The organism is Pengzhenrongella frigida (assembly GCF_004168625.1).
Lineage (GTDB): Bacteria > Actinomycetota > Actinomycetes > Actinomycetales > Cellulomonadaceae > Pengzhenrongella > Pengzhenrongella frigida.
Window position 1 is genome coordinate 151,585 of the sequence record NZ_SDWW01000001.1, and the last position, 24,969, is coordinate 176,553.

General features: G+C 70.9%; 15 protein-coding genes and 1 pseudogene. 6 read left to right on the forward strand and 10 right to left on the reverse strand.

Features of this window, described 5'->3' with window-relative positions; all coding sequences use genetic code 11:
• Positions 1-19 precede the first annotated feature (19 nt).
• The 4 genes from EUA98_RS00655 to EUA98_RS00670 all read right to left on the reverse strand — a co-directional run bounded on the left by EUA98_RS00655 (position 20) and on the right by EUA98_RS00670 (position 8,627).
• The gene (locus tag EUA98_RS00655; RefSeq protein WP_242511175.1) at positions 20-2,461 is read right to left on the reverse strand and encodes a glycoside hydrolase family 3 C-terminal domain-containing protein; all 2,442 of its coding nucleotides are present in this window, start codon (positions 2,459-2,461) and stop codon (positions 20-22) included.
• A gap of 96 nt (positions 2,462-2,557) precedes the next feature.
• The gene (locus tag EUA98_RS00660) at positions 2,558-5,563 is read right to left on the reverse strand and encodes a glycoside hydrolase family 3 C-terminal domain-containing protein (RefSeq protein ID WP_242511176.1); all 3,006 of its coding nucleotides are present in this window, start codon (positions 5,561-5,563) and stop codon (positions 2,558-2,560) included.
• 118 nt (positions 5,564-5,681) lie between these two features.
• Complete coding sequence (locus EUA98_RS00665; RefSeq protein ID WP_130100726.1) at positions 5,682-6,092, reverse strand: hypothetical protein; 411 nt, start codon at positions 6,090-6,092, stop codon at positions 5,682-5,684.
• 153 nt (positions 6,093-6,245) lie between these two features.
• Entirely contained in the window at positions 6,246-8,627 is a 2,382-nt protein-coding gene (locus EUA98_RS00670) for a glycoside hydrolase family 3 protein (RefSeq protein WP_165372667.1), read from the reverse strand.
• A gap of 551 nt (positions 8,628-9,178) precedes the next feature.
• Between EUA98_RS00670 and EUA98_RS00675 the strand changes: the two genes are divergently transcribed.
• The 3 genes from EUA98_RS00675 to EUA98_RS00685 are packed head-to-tail and all read left to right on the forward strand — an operon-like array spanning position 9,179 to position 14,847.
• Positions 9,179-13,033, forward strand: a complete 3,855-nt coding sequence (locus EUA98_RS00675; RefSeq protein WP_207218914.1) for a glycoside hydrolase family 2 TIM barrel-domain containing protein — start codon at positions 9,179-9,181, stop codon at positions 13,031-13,033.
• A 60-nt stretch (positions 13,034-13,093) separates the two neighbouring features.
• The gene (locus tag EUA98_RS00680) at positions 13,094-13,681 is read left to right on the forward strand and encodes a TetR/AcrR family transcriptional regulator (RefSeq protein WP_130100729.1); all 588 of its coding nucleotides are present in this window, start codon (positions 13,094-13,096) and stop codon (positions 13,679-13,681) included.
• Entirely contained in the window at positions 13,681-14,847 is a 1,167-nt protein-coding gene (locus EUA98_RS00685; protein ID WP_130100730.1) for a GDSL-type esterase/lipase family protein, read from the forward strand. The genes EUA98_RS00680 and EUA98_RS00685 overlap by 1 nt, the downstream gene beginning before the upstream one ends.
• Here EUA98_RS00685 and EUA98_RS00690 read toward each other — a convergent pair.
• Genes EUA98_RS00690 through EUA98_RS00700 form a run of 3 tightly spaced genes read right to left on the reverse strand, consistent with a single transcriptional unit; the run spans position 14,831 to position 16,225 of the window.
• Positions 14,831-15,241 (reverse strand): VOC family protein, encoded by a 411-nt coding sequence (locus tag EUA98_RS00690; protein WP_130100768.1) that lies wholly within the window; start codon positions 15,239-15,241, stop codon positions 14,831-14,833. The genes EUA98_RS00685 and EUA98_RS00690 overlap by 17 nt on opposite strands.
• Positions 15,242-15,251: 10 nt before the next feature.
• The gene (locus tag EUA98_RS00695; protein WP_130100731.1) at positions 15,252-15,725 is read right to left on the reverse strand and encodes a helix-turn-helix transcriptional regulator; all 474 of its coding nucleotides are present in this window, start codon (positions 15,723-15,725) and stop codon (positions 15,252-15,254) included.
• A gap of 5 nt (positions 15,726-15,730) precedes the next feature.
• Positions 15,731-16,225: a DUF1801 domain-containing protein gene (locus tag EUA98_RS00700; protein WP_130100732.1), complete on the reverse strand. Its 495-nt coding sequence runs from the start codon at positions 16,223-16,225 to the stop codon at positions 15,731-15,733.
• Positions 16,226-16,402: 177 nt separating this feature from the next.
• Here EUA98_RS00700 and EUA98_RS00705 point away from each other — a divergent pair, with 177 nt between their 5' ends.
• The 3 genes from EUA98_RS00705 (at position 16,403) to EUA98_RS00715 (ending at position 22,500) form a co-directional block, all read left to right on the forward strand.
• Positions 16,403-17,650 carry an LCP family protein gene (locus tag EUA98_RS00705; RefSeq protein ID WP_130100733.1) on the forward strand — a complete coding sequence of 416 codons (1,248 nt, stop codon included), beginning with the start codon at positions 16,403-16,405 and terminating at the stop codon, positions 17,648-17,650.
• Between the two features lie 163 nt (positions 17,651-17,813).
• Positions 17,814-20,624: an MMPL family transporter gene (locus tag EUA98_RS00710; RefSeq protein ID WP_130100734.1), complete on the forward strand. Its 2,811-nt coding sequence runs from the start codon at positions 17,814-17,816 to the stop codon at positions 20,622-20,624.
• 22 nt (positions 20,625-20,646) lie between these two features.
• Positions 20,647-22,500: a hypothetical protein gene (locus EUA98_RS00715; RefSeq protein WP_165372668.1), complete on the forward strand. Its 1,854-nt coding sequence runs from the start codon at positions 20,647-20,649 to the stop codon at positions 22,498-22,500.
• Between the two features lie 32 nt (positions 22,501-22,532).
• Here the strand turns inward: EUA98_RS00715 and EUA98_RS20500 are convergent.
• From EUA98_RS20500 to EUA98_RS00725, 3 genes and pseudogenes are all read right to left on the reverse strand, one after another.
• Positions 22,533-22,658, reverse strand: a pseudogene (locus EUA98_RS20500) (cyclophilin-like fold protein); the annotation flags it as partial.
• A gap of 58 nt (positions 22,659-22,716) precedes the next feature.
• Positions 22,717-23,961, reverse strand: a complete 1,245-nt coding sequence (locus EUA98_RS00720) for an MFS transporter (protein WP_242511177.1) — start codon at positions 23,959-23,961, stop codon at positions 22,717-22,719.
• On the reverse strand, positions 23,958-24,959 hold the full coding sequence (locus EUA98_RS00725) for a zinc-dependent alcohol dehydrogenase family protein (protein ID WP_434063461.1): 1,002 nt from the start codon (positions 24,957-24,959) through the stop codon (positions 23,958-23,960). The genes EUA98_RS00720 and EUA98_RS00725 overlap by 4 nt, the downstream gene beginning before the upstream one ends.
• Positions 24,960-24,969: the final 10 nt, after the last annotated feature.

Consider the following 24,969-nt stretch of genomic DNA (forward strand, 5'->3'; position numbering starts at 1 on the left):
GTCGCCTTCGTGTGGTGGGCTAGCGCGCTGTGCGCGAGGTACGGGCGGGTCGAGCGAGCTCCGCGGCCAGGCGGCGCGTCGACCGCCGGCCGCGGACGTAGCCCGCGATCAGCCCGCCGACGCCGCGGAAGAACCGGCCGTTGACGACGGTGACCATGGAATCGACCATCTCCGTGGTCACCGCGCCGTTCGTCATCTTCGCCATGGCCCTGAAGGGCATGTTGTAGAGGAAGAGCAGGTTGAGGTCGGGCTTGCCGCGACGCATCGAGCGCGCGATGAGCGCGGCGAGCACCCGCGCGGCGAGCCGGGCGATCGGGCTGCGGGCGCCGTGCATCGCGAGCAGCGGCGCGTTGACGCCCAGTGGTCCGCGTGGTTCCGGACCGTCTGGTACCGGTCCACCGAGCTCGCGGCCCAGCAGCGCCGAGAACTCCTCGTCGGACACCGCGGTCACGGTGGCGGCGTCATAGGACGGCAGGTCGGTGGGCCGGTCCGCGACCTGGTCGCCGGCCACCTGGAGCACGGCCGCCAGGGGCAGGTCCGCGACGTTGGAGCCGACCGACACCGTGAACTCGCCCGCCTCGACCTGCCACGCGGCCTGAGCCACGGCGAAGTGGCGGAACGTGTACCGATCGAAGGGGATGGAGACGGTCACCTTCTCCCCCGGCGCGAGCTGGACCTTGCGGAAGCCCTTGAGCTCCCTCGCAGCGCGGTGCACCCCGCTCGGTGCGCGACGCCCGACGTACAGCTGGGCGACCTCCGCACCCGCGACGGCGCCGGTGTTCTCGACCGTGAAGGTCGCCCCCGCGTCGTCGACCGCGAGGTCCGCGTAGGCGAACGTCGTGTAGCCGAGCCCGAAGCCGAAGGGGAACAGCGTCGGGGTCCCGGCCGTCTCGGTGTGGCGGTAGCCGACGTAGATGCCCTCGCGGTACTCAGCGGTCTCCCCCGTGCCGGGGTAGTACCCGTGGCTGCTGGTGTCCTTGAGGTGCACGGGATAGGTCTCCGCGAGCCGACCGGACGGGTTGACCGCTCCGGTGAGGACGGCGACCGTCGCCTCGGCGCCCGCCTGACCACCCAGGTAGCCGTGCACCAGCGCGTCGGCGTGACCCAGCCACGGCATCTCGACCACCGAGCCGGCCGAGAGCACGACGACGACCCGCTCGGCCACCCCGTGCAGCGCCGCGAGCAGCGTGACCTGGTTGTCGGCAAGCCGCAGGTGGCTGCGGTCGTTGCCCTCCGACTCGCTCGTCTCGTCCAGGCCCAGGTAGACCAGCGCGACCTCGGCCGAGGCCGCGGCGTCGAGCGCTTCGGCCACCAACGACGCGTCCGCGCCGCCGGTGCGCCGGAAGCCCTGCGCATAGCGCACGACCTCGAGCGACGAGGCTGCGAGCGCCTCGAGGGCGGTCGTCAGGCGGGTGGGGTGGACCAGCGAGGAGCCGGCCCCCTGGTAGCGCGGGGTCTCGGCGAAGTCGCCGATGACGGCGACGCGCGTGCCGCCGGCGAGCGGCAGGGTCGCGTCGTCGTTCTTGAGCAGCACCTGGCTCGCCTCGGCGACCCGTCGCGCAAGGGCGTGGTGGGCGTCGATGTCGACGGCCCGGTCCCGCGACGGATCGATCCGCTGGACCAGGCTGCGCATCTCGGCGACCCGGGCGTCGAGCTCGACCTCGGTGAGCCGACCCTGCTCGACGGCGGCGACCAGCTGCCGGGCGGAGTCCAGACCGGGCGACGGCATCTCGAGCGTTCCCCCGGCGCGGACGGCCGCGACGGCGTCGTTCGAGCCGCCCCAGTCGGAGATCACCGCGCCGTCGAAGCCCCACTCCGCCCGCAGGATGTCCTGCAGCAGGTGGGCGCTCTCGTGGACGTAGGTCCCGTTGACCTTGTTGTAGGCGGACATCAGCGCCTTGGGCTGCGCTTCGCGGACGACGATCTCGAACGCCGTCAGGTAGATCTCGCGCAGCGTGCGCTCGTCGAGCAGCGAGTCGCTGGCCATCCGTCGCAGCTCCTGGCTGTTCGCCGCGAAGTGCTTGGGGCACGCCGACACGCCCCGGCCCTGGATGCCGCGCACGTAGCCGGCGGCCATCGTGCCGGACAGGTACGGGTCCTCCGAGAAGTACTCGAAGTTGCGGCCGCACAGCGGGCTGCGCTTGATGTTCAGGCCCGGGCCGAGGACCACGTCGACGCCCAGGTTCACCGCCTCGGCGCCGAGGGCGTCGCCCACCTGGGCGGCGAGCTCGACGTCCCAGGAGTTGGCGACCGTCGCGGCGGTCGGGAAGCAGGTCGCCGGCATCGATCCGTTGATGCCGAGGTGGTCGGACGACCCGACCTGCTTGCGGATGCCGTGCGGGCCGTCGGAGAGGGTGAGCGAGCGGATGCCCAGTCGAGCCACCTCGCGGGACTCCCACACGCTCGCACCGCTGAGCAGTGCTGCCTTCTCGAGCAGGGTCAGCTCATCGGACATGGTCATACCTCTTCCTGTGCGCGCAGTGGTTGGGGTCGGCGCCGCCGGGGTGTCGGGCCCGCTGGTGCGGGCCCGACATCCCGGGAAGCGGGTCGCGGGTGGCTAGACGCGCGCCGAGGACGGATCCGCGGCGGCACCCCGCGGCGTCGTGCCGACCTCGGGCACGCCGGCACGGACGCGACGCACCCGACGCCACACCATGAAGCTGCCGAAGGCCACCAAGCCCCCGAGGAGCACCGAGATCCCGATCTGGAGGTACACCCAGACGGGCGGCGTGTAGTCGACCGTCGCGCCCGGGGCGAGCCCGTTCATGGCGTTGGAGTTCGTGACCGTGAACAGGATGTTGTGGGTCGCGTTCCGGATGTCGGTGACCGCCTTGGCCGACTCGGAGTCGCTGAAGGACTTCGACGGCTGGAACGTCAGGGTGAGGTCCGTCCCCGCACTGATGCCCTGGTTCGGGTTCATGTAGGAGTACAGGTTGAAGTCGGAGATCGCGAAGCCCTCGAAGCCCCACTCCTCGCGGAGCACGGTCGTCATGAGGGCCGTCGAGCCACCCGTCCACGTGGCGCCGATCCGGTTGAACGAGCTCATGATGCCGCCCGCCCCGATCGTCGCCTCGGAGACCGTGCCGTCCTCGTCGGACACGTACGAGACGTTCATCGAGATGTTCTTGACGGCCATCTCGAACGGCTTGAGGTAGACCTCACGGATGGTCTGCTCGGTCGCCCAGGTGGCGATGCCGTTGTTGACCCGGTTCGTCTCCTGCTCGTTGAGGGCGAAGTGCTTGAGCATCGTGTAGACGCCCTTCTCCGCCGCCCCGTTCGCCACGGCCGTCAGCATCGAGCCCGAGAGGTAGGGGTCCTCCGAGTAGTACTCGAAGTTGCGCCCGCCGAACGGGGAGCGGTGCAGGTTGGTCGCCGGTGCGTACCAGCCGTTGATCCCCTTCTGCAGCGCCTCGTTCCCGAGCATCTGGCCCATGGCCGCGCCGAGCTCGACGTCCCACGTCTGCGCGATGAGGAACTGCGACGGGTAGGCGACCCCGTTGATCGACGAGTTGATGAACGAGGAGAAGCCCGCCGGTCCGTCCGGCTCCACCGTCTGCGGCTTGGCGATCGAGCCGATCGCGGCCGTCTGGTAGGCGCCGTTGAGCAGCATGCCGGTCATGTCACCGACCGAGAGGGAGTCGAGCAGCTCGTCCCACTGCGGGTCGTCCTTCGGCAGGCCGCGCAGGTCGACGAGCGCCAGCTCCGACCGTTCGCCGGTCGTGGGCATCTCGCCCTCGAACTCGGCGGCCGCGGCGTCGTCGTCCCAGGCCGCGAAGCCCGCCACGACGGCCTCGTCCGCGATGAACAGGTCGGCGGTGGGCGCCGTCGGGAACGTCCCGGCGAAGTCCGCGCGCGACATCGACAGGATCTTGCCCTCCTCCGGCTCGGCGCTGAACTGCGCCGAGACGTCGTCGAACTGGTTGGTGACCTCGGTGAGATCCGTCGACCGGTGGTTCTCGCCGGCGTAGACGACGTCGGAGTCGACCGGGTAGGTGATCGGCTCGGTACCCGGGGCGACCGTGTGCGAGTCGGTGCGCAGACCGATGGTGTAGTCGCCGGCCTCGAGGACGTACGCCTGGTTGCCCAGGTGGTCGTAGGACGCCATGTCCTCGACGGCGAGGTCGATCGTGACGGTCTCGCTCGCGCCGGGCTCGATCAGACCGGTCTTGTCGAAGCCGCCGAGGACGACCTCGGCCTTCTCGATGCCGCCGACCGTGTAGGGCGCGGAGTAGTACAGCTCGACGACGTCCTTGCCGGCGGTCGTGCCCGTGTTGGTGACCTCGACCGTGACGCTGACGGATCCGTCGACGTCACCGACCTCGGTGCCGACGACCTCCCAGGAGAAGTCGGTGAAGCTCAGCCCGTGCCCGAAGGGGTAGACGACCGCGTCGTCGTAGTCGATGAAGCCCTCGGCCGCCGCGGTCTCGTAGTACCGGTAGCCGACGTAGATGCCCTCGGCGTAGTTCACGAACGGGGCGTCGGAGGTCACCGTCGCGTTGGAGGTCGCCTTCTCGACGGCCGAGACCGGGTAGGACGCCTCGATGTTGTCGTAGACGAACCCGCCGACGTTCGCGAAGGTGGGGTCGGCCGTGAAGTCGGCGGCCCACAGGTCGGCGGTGCGACCGGACGGGTTCACCTCACCGGTCAGGATGCTGCCGAGCGCGTTGAAGCCCGTCGCGCCCGGCGAGCCGGCCAGCAGGATCGCGTCGATCTCGGGGTCGTCCTGGAGCGCGCCCATCTCGATGGTCGTGGAGGAGTTGACCACGACGACCACGGTCTCGAAGGAGGCTTCCGCCAGGTCGATCAGGTTCCGCTCGTCGGCGTTCAGCTCGAGCTGGTGCTGTCCGTCCTCGGCGTTGTCGTCCCAGGCGGTCATGTCCGTCGTGAGGTCGCCGCCCTCACCGCCGGGTCGACCGATGTGGATGACCGCGGCGTCGGAGTACTGCGCGAAAGACGCCGACTGCGCCTCGTACTCGCCGACGGGCAGCTCGCCGATGTAGTAGGTGGACGCGTCGGGGTTGTCCATCTCGATGTAGCCCCGGGGGTTCTCGTCCGCGAACGCCGTGATCGCGGCGAAGACCTGGTCGTTGACCTGCAGGCCGGCGTTCTCCAGCCCGGCGCGGGCGGTCACCGCAGAGTTCGTGTCGACCGAGCCGGAGCCCGAGCCGCCGAAGACCGGGTCCGCGGCCGCGCGGCCCAGCATCGTGACCTTCGAGCTCGGGGCGAGGGGCAGTGCGCCGGCCTCGTTCTTCGCGAGGACGATGCCGCCGGCGGCGATCTCCTCGACGAGCGCCTGCGCCGCCGCGTCGACCTCGTCGATGTTCGCGAGGTCGGACGTGTAGTACTCGGTGTCCCAGTCCGCCGCCTCGGCGGTGTTCGTGAAGGTGTAGGTGCCGGATCCGAACTGGGACGCGACCCAGCCGCCAGCGATGTTGAGCGCGACGTTCGCGACGACGGTCAGCACGGTCACCGTGGCGAGCACGGGGACCCAGATCGACAGGTATTTCTTGTTCGACATCGGCGTCTTCACGCGTTCGGCGCTCTTCTTCGGTCTGGCGTTCACTGCATGTCTCCTTGAGTGCGGGCCGGCGATCAGGTGCCGGGAGGCGAGTGCCCGCCCACAGGGCGGCCGGGCGGGCACTCGCGCGCGGTCCGGGCGGACCGACGCGATGCCGGTGGGACTACTCGGTCACCTCGGTGATCGTGCCGTCCTGGTCGATCTGCCATGTCTTCTCGGTGGCGGCCGAGTCGGCGTCGATCGTGTACTCGCCGTCGGTGATCGTGATGGTGCCTTGGACGCGGGCGGCGGCCTCCGAGAAGGAGTAGGGCACGACCAGCAGGCCGTACTTGACCGTGGGAGCCTCGACGTCGCTCGCCAGCATGATCTGGGCCCAGCTGTCGTCCTCGGCCAGTGCGTCGGCGACCGCCTTCCGGGCGTTCTCGAGGTCCTCCGCGACGTCGACGTCGGCCTGGGTGCTCTCGGAGGAGCCCTCAGCGGCGCTGTCGTCGCTGGAGCACGCGGTGAGCCCGAAGGCGCCGGTAACGGCGATCAGCAACCCGAGGCCGGTGGTCAGCACCTTGTTGTTCTTCACATCTGCTCCTTTGAGATCTGGCCGCGGGCCGATCCCGCAACCGGTCGTACGCACCGAGGGTGACATGAGAGGCGGCTGGTCCCGCCGGCCTGTCCGGTGCCCGGGGAGTGGCCGGCGGCGTGCACCGCCGGCCACTCCCTCGAGGTGCTCGCGTCAGTCCGCCAGCGGCCCCGCGTAGTTCAGGCCGAAGCCGAACTTCCAGTCGCTGCCCGCGGCGTCGACGTAGGTCGTCATGTCTTCCCCGACGCCCTCGTCCTGCGCCTCGACGGCGTCCATGTCGACCGGGAAACCGATCGGCAGGCGCCCCTGGGGCTCGTGCAGACCCGCGGCGACGGTGAGCGTCGCGAGATCGCTGACGCCGAACCCGACCAGCACGGCGTCGGACGCGGCCTCGAACTCGGCCGGGACGACCGGGTTGTTGGCCTTGACGACCGTGATCATCGGGATGTCCTTGCCGGACGCCTCGACTGCGGCGACCGCACGCTCGAAGGCGTGGATGTCCGCCTCGTTCGAGATGCGCGAGGTGGCGCCGAAGTAGGAGCGGTTCTCCTTGGTGCCGTCCGCGAGGACGTCGCCACCGATCGAGGTCGTGCGCACGTTCGCGCCGTCAGCGGTGTACGGAGCCCACTGCAGCGAGAGGGGGTACCACGCCTTCGTCTCGGCGTCCTGGCCGGAGGCGGAGAACGGGTTGCCGTTGTTCGGCGAGCGCAGACCGACGAGCACGAGGTCGACGTCGGTCAGGTCCGGAGCCGTCTCCGAGACGACCTTGCCCTCGGCGTCGAGCTCGACGGTGTCGGTCAGGACGGTGCCGAAGATCTGCTCCGCGGCCTCGACGCTCAGCGACGCTCCCTCGGAGTAGACCGCAGGGCCGAACAGGCCGTCCATGCCCGTGTCGTACGTGTGCGGGATGTAGACGGTCTTGTCCGACCAGTCGCCCTCGGCCGCCTCGGCGACCGTGCCGTCGTTCTTGACCATCACGACGGAGTTGAGCTGGGCGTTGAAGCCCGCCTCGACGTTCTCGGCCGATCCGACGGTCGCGAGCGACTCCTCGAGCTCGACGTACGGAGCGTCGAACAGGCCGGGCGCGAAGGACATCGTGAGGATGCGGGCGCCGGACTCGGCCCACCGCGCGTCGGCGTCGACGTCGACCGTGCCGGCCTCGAACTCGGCCTGCCAGGCGTCGTAGGCCTGGAGGATGAACTCGGCGCTGTTGACGCCGCCGAACATGTCGACGCCGTTCTTCAGGACCTTGACGTAGCGCTCGACGGGGGTCAGACCCTCGGCGCCCCACGCGGTGCCGAGGAAGGCGCCCTCGTCGGTGATGCCGGTCATGACGGCCCAGTCGGTGACGATCGCACCCTTGAAGCCGATGTCGTTGCGGATGTAGCTCATGAGCTCGGTGTTGTACGCGGTGCCCATGACCTCGCCACCGGCGACGGGGTTGCCGTCCTTGTCGAGGCTGATCGAGTACGACGTCATCATCGCGAGCGAGTCCGTCGCGGCAGCGAACACGGACGCGTGGTCGTCGAGACCCTCACCCGTGATCGCGTACTTGCCCACGTTGGTGTGCGACTCGCGGCCACCCTCGCCCGCACCGTCGCCCGGTGCGTGCTTGATGGTCGTGGGGACGCTGTTCTCGCCCCAGCCGACGAGGGTGCCGTCCTCGTCGTAGGTGCCCTGGAAGCCCTTGACGTAGGCGGCGGCCAGCTCGGCGGCCAGCTCCGGGTCCTCCCCGAGCGTGCCGGCGACGCGCAGCCAGCGAGGCTCGGTCGCGAGGTCGATCTGCGGGCTCAGGGCGTTGGAGATGCCCAGCGCGCGGTACTCGTCGGACACGACGCGGCCGAAGTCCTCGACCGTCGCCGCGTCGAACGTCGCGGCGAGGCCCAGCACGGACGGCCAGAGCGAGACGCCCGCACCGGTCTCGATGTAGGAGGAGCCGGACTGCGCCTCGGAGCGGGGGTCCGAGCTGAAGTTCGCCGGGACGTAGGGCTCGTCGGCCGTGGCGATCGACTCGGTGTACGCCTGTACCGCGTTGACCCACGTGACGTTCTCGGTCACGTCGGACCCGCCGGCGTTGAGCACGTTGCGCAGCTTGTCCTCGGACAGGTAGGTCTGCTGGGCGTCGGTGAGGCCGTCGGCAGGGGAGCGCTCGTGCGAGCTGAACAGCATCAGCCCCGAGATCTGCTCGACGGTCAGCTGGGACGCGAGGTCGGCGGCGCGATCGCTCGCGCCGACCCGCCAGTCCTCCCAGACGTCGAGCTCGCCGTTCGCGTTCATGTCCTTGAAGGCGAAGGTCGAACCATCGACCTCCTCCTCGAGGAGGGTGATCTTGCTGTCGACGCCGTAGGACAGCGTCGCGCCGTCACCGGGGTTGTCGACGACCATAAAGGTCGTCCCACCGTCCGTGACCTCGCGCTCGACGTAGGCGTCCGGTGTGGTCGTCTCGGGATCCGACGGGCCCGCCGTGCAACCCGCAAGGGTGATGGCGGTGAGACCGGCGAAAACCGCTACTCCAGTGGCGGGCAGGCGCCTCATCGGCCTGCTCCCCGGTGACTTCATCTGGCCAAGCTTCATCGCTCTCTCCTCATTGAGTGTTGCGGGCCGAGACCGCCTCCGGACGACGGTCGTCCGAGGTGCCATCACCTGTCCGCTCAGCCGTTCGATCGTGCCGTCACGACCCTGATCAACCGGGTCGCCCGCCCCGGCTCGGCCGTGGTGCGCGCCCCTGTCCGGGGTGTCTACGTAGTGCTAGGTCGGAGCCTGCGACAGCGCGTCCGGCCGAGGCGCTGGGGGTGCTCAGGCACATCAGCGGCTGGCTGGACGGGTTCTGTCACGGGCGCCGGTGATGACTCAAGCAGCCGTTCGAAGACCCGTGATCGGGCGCGGCACAACCTGTCGATCTGGGCGCACAACCTGCTGGTGCTGCCCCGGTGACGCGTCGCCGTTATGGTGTCGTCGACGTCTGAGCCCGCACGACGCACCCCGCTCCGGCAGGAGCGCGTCGTCAGCGGTGCCGACCCTGAGAGGCGCGCATGTTCGGATGGTCCTCTCGGCGCGGAGAATCTCCTCGGGCCGGACGGCGACGCGTGCCGGCCCTGGTCGCCGCGCTAGCCCTGGTGGGCAGCGCGGCGGTCGCGGCCGGGTGTTCGGTCCGGGTCGCGGACGACTACCCGGAGTGGAACAACAACCCCGAGGTCTTCGCCGTCGGCGACGAGCCGCCGCATGCGACGTTGACGCCCTACGACACGGTTCGCCAGGCTCTTGCGGCCGACGGCACGGACTCGCCGTACCGGCAGAGCCTCGACGGCGACTGGAGGTTCCAGTGGTCCGAGAACCCGGCATCGCGGCAGGAGGACTTCTTCTCCACCGAGGTCGACGACTCCGGCTGGGACACCATCACCGTCCCGTCGAGCTGGCAGACGCAGGGCTACGACTTCCCCATCTACACGAACATCACCTACCCGTTCACGGGCGCCAACGGTGGAGAGGAGAACCCCGAGTTCCCGTTCGCGCCGACGCGCTACAACCCGGTGGGCCAGTACCGGACCTCGGTGACCTTGCCTGCTTCCTGGGACGGGCGGCGGACCTTCCTGCACTTCGACGGGGTCGAGTCGGCGTTCTACGTGTGGGTGAACGGGCAGAAGGTGGGCTACCGGGAGTCCAGCTTCGACTCCTCCGAGTTCGACGTGACCGACTTCTTGGATCCCGGCGTGAACCAGATCGCGGTGGAGGTGTACCGGTGGTCGGACGGTTCCTGGCTCGAGGACCAGGACATGATCCGGCTCGCCGGGATCTTCCGCGGCGTCTACCTCTTCTCCACGCCGCAGGTGCACCTGCGGGACTTCCGGATCCAGACGCCGCTCGGCGACGACTACCGCTCCGCCGCGCTCGAGGTGCAGGTGGCCCTGCGCGACTACGCGGGCCGGTCCGCGGGTGGGTACACCGTCGAGGCGATGCTCTACGACGGCAGCGAGCCCGTGTGGAGGAAGCCGCTCGTCATCCCGGTGGACGTCGGCTCGTCCGGTCCGGGGCAGGACCAGACGGGCACCGGCAGCAAGGAGGTCGCGGACCCGCGGCTGTGGTCCGCCGAGCAGCCGAACCTGTACACGACGGTGCTTCAGGTCAAGGATCCCCGGGGCGAGGTGATCGAGACGATCTCGACGCGCACGGGACTGCGCGAGGTCCAGCTGGACCCGGCCCGCGACCTGCTGACGGTCAACGGCCAACCGGTCTCGATCCGCGGCGTCAACCGGCACGAGATGTCCGCCGTCAACGGGCGAGCGCTCACCCGGGAGGAGATGGTCGAGGACATCTCGATCATGAAGCGCAACAACATCAACGCCGTGCGCACCTCGCACTACCCGAACGACCCGCAGTGGTACGAGCTCGCCGACGAGTACGGCATCTACGTCGTGGACGAGACGAACCTCGAGACGCACGGCGCGTCGACCGAGATCCCGGTGGACCGGCCCGAGCTGACCCAGGCCGTGCTGGCTCGCATCCAGGCCATGGTGCACCGGGACAAGAACCACGCGAGCGTCATCATGTGGTCGCTGGGCAACGAGGCCGGCTACGGCACGAACCAGGACGCCATGTACGACTGGGTCACGTCCTACGACACCGAGCGCCCCGTCCAGTACGAGGGCGGCGGGAGCCCGGCGCGGGTGTCGGACGTGACGAGCCAGATGTACACCTCGGCCGACGCGATGGAGACCTACGCCGAGAGCAGCGCCGACCCGCGTCCGTTCGTGCTCATCGAGTACTCGCACGCCCTGGGCAACAGCACCGGCAACCTCGCGGACTACTGGGACGTCATCCGCGCCCATCCCGACCGCCTCCAGGGCGGGTTCATCTGGGTGTTCGCCGACCAGTCGCTGTGGACCGACGAGCCTGCGGCCCGCACCCTGCAGGAGTCCGGGCCGGGCCTGCTCACCGCGACGGTCGACCGGGACGCGACGATCGGGCCGACCGGCCTGCGCGGCACGGCGACGTTCGGCGTCGAGGCCGTGCTCGAGCTCGCCGGACCGCTGACCCTCGAGGCCGTGCTCACCCCCGAGAGGGCGTCGACGTACTCGGACGCGATCGCGAGCACCGGTGACCGCCAGTTCGAGCTCGCGCACGACGACGAGGAGGTCTCGTTCTCCGTCTACTCCACCGACGGGCAGCGGACGACGGTGTCGGCCGCGACGCCCGACGGCTGGACCGGTACCGAGCACCGCGTCACCGGCGTGTACGACCCCGGGCCGGGAACGGCGACCGTCTACCTCGACGGCCTGGCGGCCGGAAGCGCGCCGGTCACGGGCCCCGTCGGCCCCACCTCGGCGCCGTTCATGATCGGCGGCACCGCGGACGACGCCGACCGGCAGTTCCTCGGTGACATCGCCGCCGTGCGGCTCTACGACCGGGCGCTCACCGCGACCGAGATCGCCGACGACGCTCGCACGGCCCGAGATCCCGCCGTGCGCCTGTGGTTCGACGCGTCGCAGTCCACCGTCACGCAGGCCCCCGCCTCGGGCGAGACGTTCCTCGCCCGCGGCGGGGACTGGGGTGACGACCCGAACGACGGCGGCTTCATCGGCAACGGGATCCTCCTCGCCGACCGCACCGAGACTCCCAAGACGGCCGAGGTCAAGCAGGTCTACCAAGCCCTGCAGGTCACCGGCTCCGACGTGGCCGACGGGACGATCGAGATCACCAACGAGAACCTGTTCACCAACGTGAACGCCTACGACGTGACCTGGCAGCTCATGCAGGACGACGAGGTCATCGAGGCCGGCCGGCTCGCCGGGCCCGCCACGGACATCGGGCCCGGTGAGACCACGGTCGTGACCCTGCCAGGTTTCACGGCCCCCGCCACCCTGCCGGCCGGCAGCGAGTACTGGCTCGACGTGCAGTTCCGCCTGCGGCAGGACGAGCTGTGGGCGGAGAAGGGCTTCGTGCAGGCGAAGGCGCAGCTCGAGGTGCCGTTCGGCGCACCGGACATCCAGCCCGCCGACCTCTCCTCGATGCCGTCGCTCACCTCGGTGGACGAGGGCACCGTGGTGCAGGTCACCGGCGACGACTTCACCGTCACCATCGACAAGGAGCAGGGGACGATCCGCTCGCTCACCCGCAGCGGCCAGGAGCTGATCGCGTCCGGTCCGCGCCCGAACTACTGGCGCGCCCCGACCGACAACGACCTCGGCAACAGCATGCCGACCGTCACCCGCACCTGGCGTCACGCCGGCCGGGACTGGCAGATCGACGACGTGCAGGTGACCCCGCTGCTCGACAAGGCGGTCCGGGTGACGTTCACCGGGACGGTGCCCACCACGACGCCGTCGGCGGTCACGATGGCCTACACGGTCCTGGGCAACGGCCAGGTCCAGGTCGAGAGCACCTTGCAGCCGGGCGCGAGCGACCTGCCGTACATCCCCGAGGTCGGCACGATGCTCACCCTGCCTCCCGAGCTGGAGACGCTCACCTGGTACGGCCGCGGACCGGGCGAGTCGATGCTCGACCGCAAGACGTCCACCGACGTCGGCCTCTACAGCGGGGCCGTGAGCGACCAGGTGACCCGGTACCTCCGGCCGCAGGAGTCCGGCAACAAGACCGACGTGCGCTGGGCGACCCTGACCGACGAGGCGGGGAACGGCCTCCTCGTCTCCTCCGGCACCCCGCTCGAGGTGAACGCGAGCCACTACGCGCCGGAGGACCTGTCCCAGGTGCTGAGCCACCACGGCCAGCACTGGTACGACACCCCGCCGCGGCCGGAGGTCGTGCTGCGCGTCAGCGCCCACCAGATGGGCGTCGGCGGCGACGACAGCTGGGGCGCCGCGGTGCATGACGAGTACACGCTGTTCGCCGACCGCGCGTACTCCGTCAGCTACAGCCTCACCCCGTTCACCTCCGGCGAGGACCCGATGGTCCGCGCACGGCAGCAGGTCGCCACCCACCCGTAGGTCGACGGGCCGTCGCCTATGCTCACTAGGGTTTTGCCTAATGCCTGTAGGCTGGGACCCATGACGCGCACTCCTCTCACCGCGACGGCGATCATCGCCGAGGCGGCCGACCTGGCCGACGAGGCCGGCTTCGACGGCGTGACGCTGTCGGCGGTCGCGCGCCGCCTCGGTGTGCAGACCCCGAGCCTGTACTCGCACGTGCGCGACCGCGCGGCCCTGCTGGACGGGATCACCGCGCTCGCCCTCTCGGAGCTCGCCGACCGCGTGGCGGTGGCGATCGCCGGGCGCGCCGACCGGCTCGCCCTGCACGGCTTCGCCGAGGCTCACCGGGCGTACTCGCTCCAGTCACCGGGCCGATGGCAGTCGCTGCAGCGGCGAGCCGGCGCCGCCGCCGTGGAGTCCAGCGCCGCGCGGAGCTTCGTCGCCCTGACCGACGCCCTCCTGCGGGGATACGGCTTGCCGCCGGAGGAGCGGGTGCACGCCACCCGCCTGATCGGCAGCACGATCAACGGCTTCCTCGCCCTCGAGGCCATCGGCAGCTTCGATCACAGCGCACCCGCCCCCGAGGTGTCCTGGCGCAAGACCCTCGACGCGCTCGACGCGCTCCTGATGACCTGGTCGACCGACGCACAGAACCGGACCCCCTGATGATCACCACCCCCCTGACCGCTGCCTTCCTCCAGGGCGCCGCCGAGGTGGAGACCACCGCCCGTGGCCTGCGCCCGCACCGGCTGCCGGCGTGGGTGCGCACGCAGTTCCCCGACCCGCAGCTGCTGATGACGCAGGGCCAGCCCGCCGGGGTCCGCCTGACGATGTCGACCGCGGCGCGGACGATCCACCTCGTCGCCCACCCCTCGCGGGTCGCCTACCGGGGGGTGGACCGTCCCCGCGGGAGCATCGACCTGGTGGCCGACGGCGACGTCGTGGCGAGCGACCTGCTCGACGGCGGCGACGTCGTGGAGGTCGACCTGCAGACCGGCGTGCCCGACTTCCGGGCGGGGCCGGCGCACACGGCGGTGTTCAGCGGGCTGCCCGCGGGCGACAAGCTGATCGAGATCTGGCTGCCCCACAACGAGTCCCTCGAGCTGATCGAGTTGCGCACGGACGAGCCGGTGCGCCCGGTCGACCCGACCCGACCCGTCTGGGTCAACCACGGCAGCTCGATCAGCCACGGCTCGAACGCGAGCACGCCGACGCAGATCTGGCCGGCCGTCGCCGCGCGGCTCGGCGGCGTCGAGCTGCGCAACCTCGGCTTCGGGGGCAGCGCCCTGGTCGACCCGTTCCTCGCCCGCGTGATCCGCGACGCCCCGGCCGACCTGATCAGCGTCAAGCTCGGGATCAACGTGGTCAACCTCGACTCGATGCGGCTGCGGTCGTTCGTGCCCGCCGTCCACGGCTTCCTCGACACGATCCGCGACGGGCACCCCACCGCGCCGCTGGTGCTCATCTCGCCGATCTTCTGCGGCATCCACGAGGACACTCCCGGCCCGGGTGCGTTCGACCCGGACTCGCTCGGCACCGGCCAGGTCCGGTTCATCGCCACCGGCCGCAGCGAGGACCAGCAGCAGGGACGCCTCACCCTGCGCGTCATCCGCGAGGCGCTGGCCTCCCTCGTCGACCGCCGGGCCGACGACCCGAACCTGCACTACCTGGACGGGACCACGCTGTACGGCGTCGGCGACACCGCCGAGCACCCGCTGTCCGACGCGCTCCACCCCGACACCGCCACCCACCGCCTGATCGGCGAGCGGTTCGCCGCGTACGCCTTCGCGCAGGCCGGGCCGTTCGGGGATTCGCTCAGGCTCGCTGGTTGATGCGGAGGAGATTGCCGGCCGGGTCGCGGAAGGCGCAGTCGCGGACCCCGTAGTCCTGGTCGATGGGTTCTTGGACGACCTCGGCGCCCGCGGCCGCCAGCCGCTCGAAGAGACCGTCGAGGTCGTCGGTGGCCAGCGTCACGGCCGTGTAGGAGCCCTTGGCGATCAGCTCCAGGATCGTGCGCCGCTCGTCCTCGGTCACTCCCGGATCGGTAGCCGGCGGGTGCAGCACGATGGAGGTGCCCGGCTGTCCGGGGGGGCCGACGGTGATCCAGCGCATGTCCTCATAGCCGACGTCCTGGCGGACCTCGAAGCCGAGCGTGTCGCGATAGAAGCCCAGAGCGGCCTCGGCGTCGGTATGCGGCAGGAACGCGTAGTGAATGGTGATGTCCATGCCCATCACGCTAGGCGCGGCCACCCGCTCGTGCTTCTTGATTCCTGACCGGTTGGCTCCTGACCGGTTGGCTCCTGACCGGTCTGGTCACCTGCTTCGCCAGACACGGAGGAATGCCCGCCGCGGCCTGGGAGTGGTCGCGGCGGTAGACGCTGGGCGGCACACCGACCAGCTCGGTGAATCTCGTGCTGAACGTCCCCAACGACGAGGAGCCCACCGCGAAGCAGATCTCGGTGACGCTGAGGTCGCCGCGCCGTAGCAGCGTCATCGCCCGTTCGATCCGTCGTGTCATCAGGTACGAGTACGGCGACTCGCCGTAGACCCGCCGGAACTCTCGACTCAGGTGCCCACCGGACAGGTGCACGCCCCGGGCGAGCGCCTCGACATCCAGCGGCTGGGCGTAGTCGCGGTCGATCCGGTCGCGGACACGACGCATCACGGTGATGTCGCGCAGACGCTGCGCCTCGGACTGCCCACCGGCCATACCGGTCATTCTCTCGCGGCGGCGACGGCCTTCCGGATCAGCTGGGTCATCGCCGCGGCGCCCGCCTCGCTGACCTCGGTCAGGGCGTAGGCGGTCGGCCACAGCCCACTGTCGTCGTCGAGCGTGGCCTCGGTGCTGAATCCGAACGTCGAGTAGCGCGCCTTGTCGACCTGCCCGCTGCGGAAGAAGCACACCACCTTGCCGTCCATCGCATAGGCCGGCTGCCCGTACCACAGCTTCGGCGCCAGCTCCGGAGCAGCTGCGGTCACGACGGCGTGCACACGCTCGGCCAGAGCACGGTCCGGCACCGCCATCTCGGCGATCTTCGCCAGCACCGCCGCCTCCTCGGCGGCCGCCTTCGTCGCGCCCCGGCTGCCTCGCGCCTCAGCCCTGAGCTCCGCGGCCCGCACCTTCATGGCGGCTCGCTCCTGGGGGGAGAAGCCCTCCGCCGGGGACGCCTCGTCTCGTTTCTGGGGGCTCGCCTTCGATGTGGTGCTCATGTGCTGCTGCTCCTCGTGTGATCTGGCGTCGGAAATGTCACTGCAACGCTAACCGCGGTCACTGCACCGATGCTTCTCGATTCCTGACCGATCTCCGGTCGGCGGGTCGCTGCAGCTGCCGCGCGACGAGGCCCGAGTTCTGTGAATTCAATCGCCCCCGTCACCTATTCTCGGGACGTGCTCCTCCGCCGATTCCCGTCGCCCGGCGCATCTGCTGCGCGCCACTCCCGCGCTCAAAGTGGCCACCGCGCCCGGCGTGGCATTGCCCTCGGGCTGACGGCCGTGCTCTCATTCGGGATAAGCGCGTCCGCCTTCCTCGCATTTCGTCTGAACGGCAACGTCGACCGGGTCGACATCACCAACCTGGTCGCCAAACCGTCACCGGGTGCGACCCGCGAACCAAATCCCACCGACCCCAACCTCGGCGCACCCGTGAACATCTTGCTGCTCGGCTCCGACGAGCGGGACGGCGCCAACGAGTCCATCGGCGGCGCGGACCCCAGCCTCGCGTCGGACACCGCGATCGTCGCGCACCTCTCCGCGGACCGCAGTCGCATCGAGCTCGTCTCGATTCCTCGCGATTCGATGGTGAGCATCCCCGCGTGCACCGGCACGAACGGATCGACGTCGAAGCCCAGGTCGAAGGCCATCTTCAACTCGGCCTTCTCGATCGGCTGGAACCTCGGCGGTGACATCGCCTCCGCCGCCGCGTGCACGATGAGCACGGTCCAGGCGAACACCGGCCTTTCGCTCGACCATGTCGCCATCGTCGACATGATCGGATTCCAGCGCATGGTCGACGCGATCGGGGGCGTCGACATCTGCATCCCGAGCCGCATGGTGGACGCCTACACCGGCCTGGACGCTGCTGCGGGAAATCAACATTTCGACGGGGTCCGGGCGTTGCAGTTCGCCCGAGCTCGGCACGTCGAGGGAACCGATGGCTCGGACCTCAACCGCATCGGAAACCAGCAACGCCTGCTCTCGGCCGTGATGACCACCGCACTGTCCAAGAACGACCTGGGAAACGTGCCCAAGCTCATCTCGTTCCTGTCCGCGGCGACGAGCTCGATGACCACCGACGCCGATCTGACGCTCCAGACAATGGCCTCCCTGGTCTACAACACCCGCAGCGTCCGCAGCGGCGACATCACGTTCATGACGATCCCGAACGGTCCGGACCCCGCGGACGGCAACCGGGTCGTGTGGACGTCCGCGTCCGAAGCCATCTGGTCGAACATGGTGCAGGACCTGCCGATCGTCACCGCAGAAGAGCCCGTCGACCCCGCCGCCCCGAGCGCCCCCGGACCCGCCTCCGATCCGCCTCTGCCTCCGACCCCGACCCCGACCCCGACCCCGACTGAAGCGAAGAACGCGGGTCGGGAGCCGTTCACCGGCGACGACATCACCGCCGTCTGCGACTGACCGCCCCGAGGGACGCGTCGCCTAGAGACGGCCGACGCGACGGGCATCGGAACGAGCCGCAGCGTTGGCGGCGCTCCGCGCACGGGAGCACCATGTTTGGTGTCGGTGCACCGGGGTGGGTCCAGCCCCCGCAGAGACGGCCCGACGAGGACGGGGGCAGCGCGTGTCGTCCGTGTTGTTCGCGGTGGGTGCTGCGGCCTTTCGAGCCCGCTGGTGGGTGGTGCTCGGGTGGGTCTTCGTCGTCGGCCTGCTGCTGGCCGGCGCCGGCACCCTGGGCACCGGCACGAACAACTCGTACAACTTCCCGGGCACCGAGTCCCAGGACGCGCTGGACTCGCTCACTCGCACGTTTCCCCAGTTCAGCGGCACCTCGGCCCAGCTGATCGCCGTCGCGCCGACGGGCGGCGACGTCACCGATCCGAACTTCCAGGCCGCCGTCGAGAGCTCGGTCACCACGATCGGCACCATCTCGCAGGTCTCGGGCGTCACGTCGCCGTACAGCGACGCGTCGTCGGGCGACATCGCGCCGGACAGCTCCGCCGTCCTGGTGCCGATCCAGCTCGCCGTCGGCAACGCCGACGTCACGACGTCCACGTCCGACTCGCTTCAGGCACAGGGTCGCGCCCTGCAGGATGCCCTGCCCGACGGGTCCCAGGTCGCGGTGGGCGGCCAGGTGTTCTCGCAGGTGGACACGGGTGTCGGCCTCAGCGAGCTCAGCAGCCTCGTCATCGCCCTCGTCGTGCTGCTGTTCACGTTCGGGACCCTCGTCGCGGCGGGGCTGCCGATCCTCACGGCGGTGACGGGGGTCGGCACCTCGGTGGCGATCGTGCTGATCGGCACCCGGTTCGCGACCATCACCTCGACCGCACCGCTGCTGGCCGTGATGCTCGGGCTGGCGGTGGGCGTGGACTATGCGGTCTTCATCGTCTCCCGCCACCTGGACCAGCTGCGCCGCGGGATGACCCCCCAGGAATCGGTACCGCGCGCCGTCGCCACGGCCGGGTCGGCAGTGGTGTTCGCCGCCACCACGGTGATCATCGCGCTGCTGGGTCTCGCCGTGGCGCGCATCCCGTTCCTCACGATCACCGGGGTCGCCGCCGCGCTCGCGGTGGCCTGCGCCGCTGCGGTCGCCCTGACCCTCACCCCCGCGCTGCTGGGGTTCGGGGGCTGGCGGGTGATCCGACGGCGCGACCGACCCGGGCCGGCGGAGCCACCGGAGACGTCGGAGGCGTCGGAGGCGTCGGAAGACGCAGATATCGGCGAGCCGGAGCCCGCCGCCGAGCGGCGCCCGGGCGGCTTCTTCGGCCACTGGGTGCGCGCGGCCACGAGGTGGCCACCGGTGACGGTCCTGCTCGTCACGGCGGCCCTCGCGGTCGTCGCGCTCCCGGCCGTGCAGCTGCGCCTCGCGTTGCCGAGCTCGGGCGCGCTGCCGGCGGGCACGCCGGGGCGGGTCACCTACGACCTCATCGGCGAGCACTTCGGCCCGGGCTACAACGGACCGCTCCTGGTCACCGGGTCGGTGATCCAGAGCACCGACCCGGTGACGCTCGTCAACGACCTCGCCGCCGAGCTCGGGGACCTGCCGGGGGTGGACTCGGTCCCGCTGGCCACCCCCAACGAGTCGGGTGACACCGCGGTGATCCAGGTGATCGGGACGGGGGCGCCGGACTCGGCGCAGACCGAGGCCCTGGTCAACGAGAGCCGTGGCAAGGAGCAGGCATGGCTCGACACGTACGCCGTCGACCTCTCGGTCACCGGGTACACCGCGCTCGGCATCGACATCTCGACCCGGCTCGGGAGCGCCATGCTCCCGTTCGGCCTGCTGGTGATCGGGCTGTCCCTGGTGCTGCTGGCGATGGTCTTCCGCTCGATCGTGGTGCCGGTGACCGCGGCGCTGGGCTACGCGCTCTCGATCGGCGTCGCGTTCGGGGTCACCGCCCGGGTCTTCATCGACGGTGCACTGGCCGGACCGCTCGGCATCGACTATGTCGGCTCGGTGAGCAGCTTCATGCCGATCATCGTCATGGGGGTGCTGTTCGGCCTGGCGATGGACTACGAGGTCTTCCTGGTCAGCCGGATGCGGGAGGACTACGTGCACCACGGCGAGCCGCGCCCGGCGATCGAACGGGGGTTCGTCGCCTCCGCCCGGGTCGTGACCGCCGCGGCGATCATCATGATCGTGGTCTTCGCCGGATTCATCCGCAACGGCGACGCGTCGATCCAGCCGATCGCCGTCGGGCTCACCGTCGGCGTCGCCACGGACGCGTTCATCGTGCGGATGACCCTGATCCCCGCCGTCCTCGCCTGGTTCGGCCGGTATGCCTGGTGGTTCCCGGCCTGGATGGAACGCGTCTTCCCGCACTTCGATGTCGAAGGTGAGGGCCTCAGTCAAGAGGATGCGCTCGCCGGATGGCCCGAGCCCGGCGACCACGTCGGGATCGCGGCGCAGGACGTGCGGGTCGCGGGGCAGTCCCCGGAGGTGGCCGGGCTCGACGCGTTGGTCCGCGCCGGGGACGTGCTGGTCATCGAGGGCGGCTCTCGGTCGGAGCGCAGGGACCTTCTGCTCGGGCTCACGGGGCGCCTCCCGATCACCGCCGGACGATGCAAGGTGGCCGGGCTGGTGCTCCCGCCGCGGGCGTCGTCGGTGCGGTCGCGGACGTCGGTGGTGCTGCTCGACCGGGACCACGATGCGGTGCCACGGCTGGCGCGCGCCCTCCTTGACGAGGTGGTGCTGGTCGCGATCGACGGCGCGGACGCCGTCGTGGACCCCGCGGTGCGGGCCGACTTGCGCGCCGTCCTCGCGGAGGCCCGTGCCGGTGCGCGGGCTCGATCAGGACCGCCCCGCACCCTCGTCCTGAGTTGCGCCTCCCACGAGGCGGTGGACGACCTCGTTCCCGCGGACGCCGCGGTCCACGTCGTGTCGCTCGACCGTGCCCCGTCCGCGCCCGAGCTCGACCCGGCACGGGGGGCCTGACGTGGTCGGCCGAGCGCGGTCGGTGACGAGACGCGAGGAGCGCCTCGGTGGCCTCGCGGTGCTGGGGCTGCTCGCCGTGCCCCTGCTGGTGGGGGTCCTGCTCGCGTGGGGGCTCTCGGCCCCGGTCAAGCACCTCGACCGGGTGACCGCCGCGGTGGTCAACAACGACACGCCGGTCACGATCAACGGCCAGACCGTACCCGTCGGCCGGGAGCTGGCCGCGGGGCTCGTCGGCGGCGAGGCCGGCGCCGGCGCGCCCGGGGACCCCGGGTCGGACGCGACAGCAGGGCCGACCTCCACGGGCCCGAACGTCACCTGGGTGCTCACCAACGACGCGGACGCCGCCGCGGGGCTGGCGGCCGGAACGTACGCGGCCGTGGTCACGATCCCGTCCTCCTTCTCCGCCTCGGCCACGTCGATCTCCGGTCCCGCCGCCAGCGCCGTCAAGGCCACCGTCGAGGTCACGACGACCCCCGCGACGGCCTTCCTCGACCCCGCCCTGACCCAGCTCGCGGTGCAGGCAGCGGTCGCGACCCTCAACAGCAACCTCACCGAGCGCTACCTGTCGAACGTCTACCAGGGGTTCAACCAGCTCAGCTCGTCGATCGCGCAGGCGGCCGACGGCGCCGCCCAGCTCGCGTCCGGCGCCTCGTCGCTCGCCGAGGGCGCGGATCAGCTCGCCGTCGGCGCCGACGAGCTCTCCGCAGGCCTGGACTCCCTGCAGAACGGAGCGAGTTCGCTCGCGGCCGGACTCACCCAGCTCGACGCTTCGGTGCAGGGGCGGCTGCCCGAGCAGGCCGCCCAGCTCGCGACCGGAGCCGCCCAGGTGGCGTCGGCGCTCGACGCCCGTGCCGCCGCCCTGTCGTCGGTGACGCAGGAGCTCGCCGAGGTGGTCGCGGCGGTCTGCGAGCAGCCCGGTCCCCTCTGCGACCGGGCGACCATCTCGCTCGCTCGGCTCCAGACCGCCTACGCCGACGTCGCGGCGCTGGCCTCAGGAGCGGACGCCGTCGCCGCGGGCAACGGGCGCCTCGCGGCGAGGATGCCCGGGCTCGTCGACGGTCTCGACAGCGCGTCCTCCGGCGCCGCGGAACTCGCAGACGGAGCGGCCTCGTTGGCGTCCGGCGGTGCTGCCGTCGCCGAGGGCGCCGACGGCGTGGCGTCCGGCGCCGAGAGCGTCGACCAGGGCGCGGCCTCGTTGTCGAGCGGCCTCGGGCAGGCCGTCGCGCAGATCCCCACCTACAGCAGCACGGACATCACCACGCTCTCCTCGGTCGTCGCGCAGCCCGTCGATGCCGCCGTCGGGCTCCCGGCGACCGGCACCCAGTCGGTGCCGCTGTTCGCCGTCATCGCGCTCTGGGTCGGGGGGATCGTCATCGCGCTGGCCCATCGAGCGCTGCCGAGCAGTCGACTGCTCACCGCTGAGTCGTCGCCGTCGTTGGCCTGGCGGTCGGCGTGGCCGGTCGCGGCGATCGGCGCGGGCCAGGGGGTGCTCGTCGCCGTGGCGCTCGTCGGCTTCCTCGACGCGGGATCACGCTCGCTCGGGAGCCTGGTCACCGCGTGCGTCGCGATCGGCGTGGTCTTCGCCCTCGTCAACGAGGGCCTCGCGGCCCTGCTGGGGGGCACCGGGCGCATGCTCGCCGTGGTGGTGGCCGTCATCGCGCTCGTCGTGGGGACGGCGTCGACGGCCCCGGCCGCGTTCGAGTCCGCCGCCGGCCTGCTGCCCACCGGCCCGGCACGTGACCTGCTCCTTGCCGTGATCGGCGTCGGCTCCGCCGGGCCCGCCCTGATCGCGCTCACGCTGTGGGGCGTCGTGGGGGCGGTGCTCGTGCTCCTCGACGTCGCCCGCCGTCGTACCGGGGTGGCGCTGGTCGCCTGACGCCCCGCTCCTTCACCGCGCGAGCAGCCGATGTCGAGCGGTGCGGGGTCGTCACCCGCGGGCATCTCGTCCATCGAGAGCGGGTGCGGGAGGGTGCTGGTCTTCTCCTGCTGCCCGAAGTCCTGGAGCGGCAAGGTCAGCGGTAGCTGGTCGAGCAGGGATCGCTCGGGGCGGCCGGCCGCAGACGGCGTCGTGCGGCGCGGACCGGTGGGGGCTTCATCTGCCCGCCGGGAACGCCGAGCGTCGAGCCACGGCCGCGATCGAGAGGGCGACGAGCGCGAGTCCGATCATCGCGGTCGGGAGCACGAGCCCGTCGCCACCGCTGATGAGCAGAGCGCCGACAACGCCGGCGGTGAAGATCGCGAGGTTGAACGAGACGCCCACGAGTGCGTTGGCGACGTCGGCGTTCTCCCCGCTCGCGTCACCGATCGCGGTCTGCACCTGCGCGGCCGCGCCGCCGAACGCCACACCCCAGAGCGTGATCGCGATCAGCACCGCTGTCAGGGAATCGTGCCCGAGGAGGAACACACCGCCCGCGACCGCGAACAAGCCGATGCTGGCGAGCACGAGCGGGCGCAGGGCGCGATCGACGACGGCCCCGGTGATCCAGATCCCGACGAGCGCGGCGACACCGAAGACGACGAGCGCGGTGTCCACCGTGAGGCCCACGTCTGCCGTGCGGAGGTAGGCCGAGATGTAGGTGTAGACGGTGTTGTGCGCGAGCATCCACACGAAGATCACCGCGAGGATCGCCGCGACCCCCGGGAGCGTGGCCACGCGATGGAGCGGCATCCGCGTCTCGGCGCGCTGACCGGGCGCGTCCGGCACGAGCGTCACGATCAGCGCGAGCGTGACCAGGGTCAGGATCGACAGCGCGCCGAACGACCAGCGCCAGTCGAACGTCGTACCGAGCCAAGAGCCGAACGGTGTGCCGACCGCGAGTCCGATCGGGGTGCCGAGCGACGCGATCGACAGCGCCCGGCCGGCAAGGTCCGGCGCGGTGATGCGGCGGGCGTAGCCGGCGAGCATGCCCCACATCAGCCCGGAGAACGCCCCGGCCAGGAACCGGGTCGCCAGCGACAGCACGAGATCGGGCGAGAACGCGGTGATCGTGTTCGCGACCAGGAAACCCGTGAGCCCGAGCAGCAGCAGCGGCTTGCGGCGCAGGCCGCGGGTGAGGGTGATCGCCGGGATCGCGGCGATCACGGTGCCCAGGGCGTAGGCGCTGACGTATTGCCCGACGGCGGGTTCGGTGACGCCCATGCCGGCGGCGATCTGCGGCAGCAGGCCCGCCGGCATCGTCTCGGTCGCGATGAGGACGAACCCGGTCAGCGCCATCACGAGCAGCGCCGCCCACGGCAGCCGGGGGCTCCCTGTGGTGGTGGCGGTTGCCTTGTCGGGGCGGTCGATGGTCACGACCATCGCGCCGCCGTGGCCGGTGCCGTCGGCGAGCGAGGTCACGGCTGCAGAAGGACCTTGATCGCGCGCCGCTCGTCCATCGCCGTGTAGCCGTCCGCCGCGTCAACGAGCGGAAGCGTCAGGTCGAACACCTTGCCCGGGTCGATCTGGCGGGTCCACACCAGGTCGATGAGCTCGGGAAGGTACTGGCGCACCGGGGCGGGTCCGCCGTGCAGGTGCACGTGGGAGAAGAAGAGCTCCTGGCCGGGCAGCTCGACACCGTGGGACACGCCGACGTAGCCGACGGATCCGCCGGGACGGGTCGAGCGGATGGCCTGCATCATCGATTCCTGGGTGCCGACGCACTCGAGGACCGAGTCCGCGCCGAGCCCACCGGTGAGCTCCTTGATCCGGGCCACGCCCGCATCGCCGCGCTCGTCGACGATGTTGGTCGCGCCGAACTCGCGGGCGAGCGCCTGCCGGGACGCGTGACGGCTCATCGCGATGATGCGGCCGGCGCCCATCTGCTTCGCGGAGAGGATGCCGAGAAGCCCCACCGCGCCGTCGCCGACGACCGCGACGGTTCCGCCCGGCCGCACGTTCGCAGCGACGGCGGCGAACCAGCCGGTCCCCATCACGTCGGACAGGGTGAGCAGGCTCGGGATGAGGTCCGCATCGGGCATCCCCGGGGTGGCCACGAGGGTGCCGTCGGCGAGCGGGACGCGCAGCAGCTCGGCCTGGGAGCCGGACATGAACTGGCGGTGCACGCAGGACGCCTGATAGCCGGCGAGGCAGTTCGGGCAGGAGTTGTCCGACGCGACGAACGAGCCGATCACGAACTGACCGGGCTTCACGGTCGTGACGGCGTCGCCGACCTGCTCGACGACGCCGACGTACTCGTGTCCCATCGGGGTGGGCTCGGTCACCGCGTCGGCACCGCGGAAGGGCCACAGGTCCGAGCCGCACACGCACGCCGCGGTGACCCGGATGATCGCGTCCGTGGGTTCGAGGATGGTCGGGTCCGGGCGATCTTCGACGCGAACGTCGCCGGCGGCATACATGATCGTTGCG